Below are 5,774 nucleotides of genomic sequence, written 5' to 3'. Positions count from 1 at the left end.
TTCGGAATAATCCACGGATACGTCAAATCGAGCGATTTTGCCCCCTCCTGCGCCTCCCCAATATCGCTTTGGAGATATTGGGGGAGGTGGGTGGGGGTTCGTTTTGCCGCAATTCAAGTTTCGATACAAAGTTTTAGAATTGTCAAGGAACTTTGAGAAAGCCATGATGGGGTGGGAATGCTGTTTGCCTCACCGGCGATTGCGGGCAGTCAGAATGGTTGAAAAGACGGGTTCAGGGAGTAATGCGGGTGCCGGATGGGATTACGACGTCTTTGGGAATCACCACAATCCCATCGCGGACGACCCAACCATCCCCGTCCAAATCCTGACCGACCGGGAAAGGCTGTATGACCACATTCTCACCGAGGCGGGCATTTTTGTCAATGATGGCGCCGTTGATCTGACTGTTCCGTCCAATGCCTATAGGGATTAACCCCGTCCCGCTTGAATCGGTGTCACTGCAGCTGGTTGTGTCATAATAATCTGCGCCCATGATGATGGAATTGGAAATGCGCACACCAGAGCGAATCTGACTGCGCAAGCCAATCACCGAGTTAACAATCTCGGCATTTTTCACGCAGCAGCCTTCTGCAATCAACACGTTTTCCAGGCGGCTGTTTTCGATCAGCGATCCGGGCAGAAAGCGCGGGTGGGAGTAAATCGGCCGCTTTGGGTCGTAGAAGTTGAAAGGCGAGTCGGGTTTTGCCAGCGCCAGGTTGGTTTCATAAAAGGAACGAATCGTCCCAATGTCTTCCCAGTAGCCGTCAAAGTCATAGCCGAAGACGTTGAGGGTGTTGATGGCATGGGGAATCACATCACTGCCGAAATCATCGTAATCGGGGTAGCCTTCCAGCAACTGAGCGAGGATATCGGTGTTGAACAGGTAAATGCCCATCGAGCCGAGGAACGGGCGCGCCGGGTCATCCCGGCTGACCAGATCCTGCAGGATTGCTTCATCTTTGGGTTTTTCGGCAAAGCGGGTAATGCGGTAGTCCTTGTCGCGCTTGAGGATGCCGAAGCGGCCGGCGTCTTCTTTACGCACCGGCTGAACGGCTACCGTAATATCCGCGCCGTGTTCGATATGAAAATCGAACATGGCGGCGTAATCCATGCGGTAGAGGTGATCGCCGGCCAGAATGAGCACATACGGCGCTCGGGTGGCGCGGATCTCAAATAACTGTTTGCGGACTGCATCGGCTGTGCCCTGATACCAGTCCGCGCTGGAGATGGTCTGTTCGGCAGCCCAAATCTGCACCCAGCCGGTGTGGAAGGTATCGAAGACATAGGTGTTGGCGATGTGACGGTGCAGCGATACCGAGTTGAACTGGGTCAGCACGGCGATGCGGTAAATGCCGGAATTGATGCAGTTCGATATGGGAATATCAATCAGGCGGTATTTACCGGCAATCGGCACGGCCGGTTTGGAACGCACTGCGGTGAGGGGGTAAAGCCGCGCGCCCCGTCCACCGCCCAGAATGACTGCCAGAACATCTTTTGTGCTGCCCATGTTCACCTCCCGTAATTTTTATGGTTATTGTAACGTCAATTCGGGATAAATCGTTTCAACAACAACTTGGGGACTTTCAGCCCCCTCCCGCCTCCCCCAAAATCGCAGGGGCGATTTTGGGGGAGGTGCAGATGGGGGTCATTGGCATTGCATGCCAGGTTTTGATCTTATCCCGAACTCTCGTTATTGTAAGGATACCTGATTCAATATCGCCCGTCAATCAGAAGATTTAGCCAAAACGCTGTTCTTTCCAGATATCCGCTTCATTGTGATAGCCGGCCTCCTCCCAAAAGCCGGGGCGGTCGTGTTTCATGAACTCCAACCCGCGCAGCCACTTGGCGCCTTTCCACAGGTAGGGGGTTTTCAGGTCAGGACGGTTGGGGATGTAGCCGACCACGCCGCGCAACGGATAGCCGTGATCGGGGCTGATCGGTTCTCCGTTGTAATGGGTGGCAAGTAAAAAGTTATCAGCCAGCACCACCTCCAGCGGCAGGTTGACGGTAAAGCCGTATTCGGCGTGCTGCATGACATAACGGGCGGCGGGCAGCGGTTTGAAAACGCCCAGTTCAATCATCGTCCGCACCGAAACGCCCTCCCATTCAGTATCCAGTTTGCTCCAGCGGGTTACGCAGTGCAAATCCATGCGGACGCGGGTTTTCGGCAAGCGGTTGAATTCTTCCCAACTCAGGGTAACTTCCTTTTCAACTTCCCCCCAAATGCGCAGCGTCCAGGTTTCCAGGTTGACGGTGGGAACCGGGCCGTAATGCAGCACCGGGAATTTGGTGGTAAGCGCCTGGCCGGGCGGCAGGCGTTTTTCACTGCGGGCGCGTTCCTCTTCATCTTTACGGTTAAACAAGCCAAACATGATCACACCTCTTTTTTTGTTCCATGCAAATCGCAAGGATTTGTTGAAACAACCATAAATCATTGCAGGAAGGACTGGTTGACTGCCTCCTCCCGAGTAAACCTGATTCAATTATACCTGAGTGAAGTCCCGTCCCGTTTTTATGTTGCCAGAAACTTTTTACAAAGATGAGGAAAAATGTCGCTGTAAAAGCCATGCCTGATTATGCTATACTGTTTCTAAATCGCGCGGGTTGACTTTGCGAGATCGTCCATATTGATTTTCTCAGGGAGGAACCTCAGCAGCAATGGAGAGCCAGGCAAAACAGCAGGATACGGTGACACGCTCTTCTCTGGCATTGTTGCTCGATATCAGCCGGGAACTGGCGGCCAGTCTGGACCTGCGTACGGTTTTGGCGCGGGTTTTGCTGCTTTCAACGGTCAATGTCGGCGCGGAGCGGGGCAGTTTAATTGTGCTGAACGACAGGGGACAACCGGTGGAGGCGGCCTTAGCGATCAATGGGCAGGTGTTTCATCCAACGGTGGAGGAGATGCAGTCCATTTTGGAGCGCGGGCTGGCTGGCTGGGTGGCTCAGCATCGCCAGCCGGCCCTGATTGCCGATACACGCGAGGATGAACGCTGGACGCGCCGCCCGGATGATGCGGCTGAACGCACGGGCAGTAAGTCGGCTGTCTGTGTTCCCCTGTTCTCCAGCGGTCAGTTAACCGGTGTGCTGACGCTGGTGCATGCCCAGACCGGATTTTTCACCAGCGATCATCTGACGCTGCTGCAAGGTATTGCCGATCTGGCGGGCATTGCGGTGCGCAATGCTCATCTGTATCGTTCGGTGCAGGAAGCCCAGCGCCGCTACCATGAGTTGTTTGAAGACAGCATTGACCCGATTTTGATTACCGACTGGGAGGGGCGTATACTGGAGGCCAACCGGCAAGCTCAAGTGGTTACAGCCTGTCCGCTGGAAACATTGCTGGAATGTTCCATGCACCAGCTGCAAAGCCCGCAAACCCCACCGTTGAGCCAATACTTTCAAGCCCTGCAAGAAGGCCAGACAGTGCATTACGAAACCGAATTACAACGGCAGGGCAGTTCGGCGCTGCCGGTGGAGGTGTACATTCGGCGGGTGATGATTGGGGAAAGCCCGATGCTGCAATGGATTTTGCGCGACATCAGCGAACGCAAGCAGCTGGATACCCTGCGGGATGATTTATCGGCAATGATCTATCACGACCTGCGCTCCCCGCTGGCGAACATCATTTCCAGTCTGGATATTCTGCAAACGCTGCTGCCGCAAGAGGCTGCCCAAACCATTCAGCCGGTTTTTGATATTGCCGTGCGGGCAGCCGAACGCTTGCAGCGCCTGATCAGTTCGTTGCTGGATATCAACCGTTTGGAAGCCGGTCAGCCGATTATCAACAAAAGACCGGTAGCCCCGCATGCGCTGGTTGCCGAGGCGGTGGATGCCACTCACACCCTTGCGGAAAGCAAACGCCAGCAGCTTTCGGTGGCGCTGGAGGATGATTTACCGGTCATTTCGGTGGATGTGGATATGATCCGGCGGGTGTTGATCAACCTGATTGAAAATGCGATCAAATACACCCCCATGCAGGGCGCCATTGAGGTGGGCAGCCGCCGCGAAGGGGAGATGATTCGCTTCTGGGTGCGGGATAACGGCCCCGGTATTCCGCAGGATGCTCTGGAATTGATCTTTGAGAAATTCAACCGCTTGCAGGGCGAGCGTTACCCCAAGGGTCTGGGCCTTGGTCTGGCATTTTGCCGGTTAGCGGTACGTGCGCATGGTGGTAAAATCTGGGTTGAAAGTGCGCTGGGCGAGGGCAGTAACTTTATCTTTATTCTGCCCCTCCGGTAATCATCCCCACCTGATTGGGAGTAAAGGTTTTCAATGCAGCAAATATTCGATCATGTATATATTGAGAATTCGTATCCGGGTGTTGTGCTGGGGCTGATTGTGACCCCGCACGGTCAGGTGATGATTGATGCCCCCTTCCGGCCGGATGACATCCGTCTGTGGCGGTCGGCCATGCTCAATTTGGGCGGCGGCGTCGAACGTCTGTTGATCAATCTGGATGTCCACGCCGACCGCACGATTGGCTCGCGGGCAATGGAGTGCACGGTGGTCGGCCACGAAAAAATGGCGGAGGTTTTCCGCAACCGCCCGATGACCTTCAAAGCCCAGGGGGCGGATACCGGCGCGGATTGGGAATACCATAATGGACTGGGCAGCATCCGCTGGGCGCCGCCGGAAATTTCCTTCACCCAGCGCATGAAAATTCACTGGGATGAACATCCGCTCCTGCTGGAATACCACCCCGGCCCGGCGGCGGGCGCCATTTGGGTCATTCTTGAAAACCGCAATCTGATCTTCCTGGGGGATGCGGTGGTGGTCAACCAGCCGCCGTTTCTGGCCGGCGCGGACATTCCCCAGTGGCTCGAAACGCTGCAAGTTCTGTTGACGCCTCAGTACCAGAATCATCTGCTGGTCAGCGGCCGCAGCGGGCTGATCACCCATAAACATGTTCACCAGCAGATCGAGTTCCTCAAAAACATTCAATCGCGCATGGATGACCTGGCGGCGCGCAAGGGAGAGCCTTCCGAAACGCACATCTGGATCAACGATCTGTTGAGCGGTATGAATTTCCCCGCCGAACGCAAAGCGCAGTACTATCAGCGGTTGAAGTGGGGGTTGGAACAATACTACAACCGCCATTACCGCGCGATGGGCGAAGAGCTGGACGAATAAACCCCAACCAATTTTCAACTCAAGGATGTCTTCTTCATGAGCAATACTGCCTTTGTTCCACTGGTCGAATTAACCCGCGGCAATCTTGTCGAATCCCTTCACAGCGGTTGTGCCGCGGTGGTGGATGCTTCCGGCAACTTGCTGGCGGCTCTGGGTGACCCGCATTACGTAACCTTTTTGCGCTCATCCTCCAAGCCCTTTCAAATTCTACCGCTGCTGGAAAACGGCGGCGCGGAGGCCTTTCGCCTGACCGAGCGGGATATTGCGTTGATGTGCGCCTCACATTCCGGCACGGATGAACATCTGGCAGCCATCCTTGACTTGCAGAAAAAAGTGGGTGTGCAGGAAAGCGACTTGCTGTGCGGGACGCACCCGGTTTACCATCAACCAACTCAGGAAGCGCTGCTCCGCCGCGGGGAATCACCCACACCCAACCGGCATAACTGCTCCGGCAAGCATACCGGCTTTCTGGCGCAGGCGGTGTTGCGCAGCCTGCCAAAGGATGACTACATCCACCCGGCGCATCCGGTGCAGCAGAGTGTGCTGCAAACTTTTGCGGAAATGGTCAATTACCCGGTTGAAAAAGTCGTCATCGGAATAGATGGCTGTTCGGCGCCGGTGTTCGCCGTACCGCTCTACCATGCTGC

5 protein-coding genes are annotated in these 5,774 nt (G+C 55.3%); 3 read left to right on the top strand and 2 right to left on the bottom strand.

The window, feature by feature from the left end:
* Positions 1-232: 232 nt before the first annotated feature.
* Together ACWIZX_RS05770 and ACWIZX_RS05765 are read right to left on the bottom strand one after the other, a co-directional pair.
* Positions 233-1,507, bottom strand: a complete 1,275-nt coding sequence (locus tag ACWIZX_RS05770) for a glucose-1-phosphate adenylyltransferase (protein WP_448335105.1) — start codon at positions 1,505-1,507, stop codon at positions 233-235.
* A gap of 229 nt (positions 1,508-1,736) precedes the next feature.
* On the bottom strand, positions 1,737-2,372 hold the full coding sequence (locus ACWIZX_RS05765; RefSeq protein WP_322794075.1) for a sulfite oxidase-like oxidoreductase: 636 nt from the start codon (positions 2,370-2,372) through the stop codon (positions 1,737-1,739).
* Positions 2,373-2,658: 286 nt separating this feature from the next.
* On the opposite strand from ACWIZX_RS05765, the gene ACWIZX_RS05760 reads away from it, so the two are divergent.
* From ACWIZX_RS05760 to ACWIZX_RS05750, 3 genes are all read left to right on the top strand, one after another.
* On the top strand, positions 2,659-4,236 hold the full coding sequence (locus ACWIZX_RS05760; RefSeq protein WP_448335104.1) for an ATP-binding protein: 1,578 nt from the start codon (positions 2,659-2,661) through the stop codon (positions 4,234-4,236).
* A 33-nt stretch (positions 4,237-4,269) separates the two neighbouring features.
* Positions 4,270-5,127 carry an MBL fold metallo-hydrolase gene (locus tag ACWIZX_RS05755; protein WP_448335103.1) on the top strand — a complete coding sequence of 286 codons (858 nt, stop codon included), beginning with the start codon at positions 4,270-4,272 and terminating at the stop codon, positions 5,125-5,127.
* 36 nt (positions 5,128-5,163) lie between these two features.
* The coding region (locus tag ACWIZX_RS05750; protein ID WP_448335102.1) for an asparaginase at positions 5,164-5,774 on the top strand (611 nt) is incomplete at its 3' end.

The organism is Bellilinea sp. (assembly GCF_053501535.1).
This window is presented reverse-complemented; position numbering and strand designations above follow the sequence as displayed.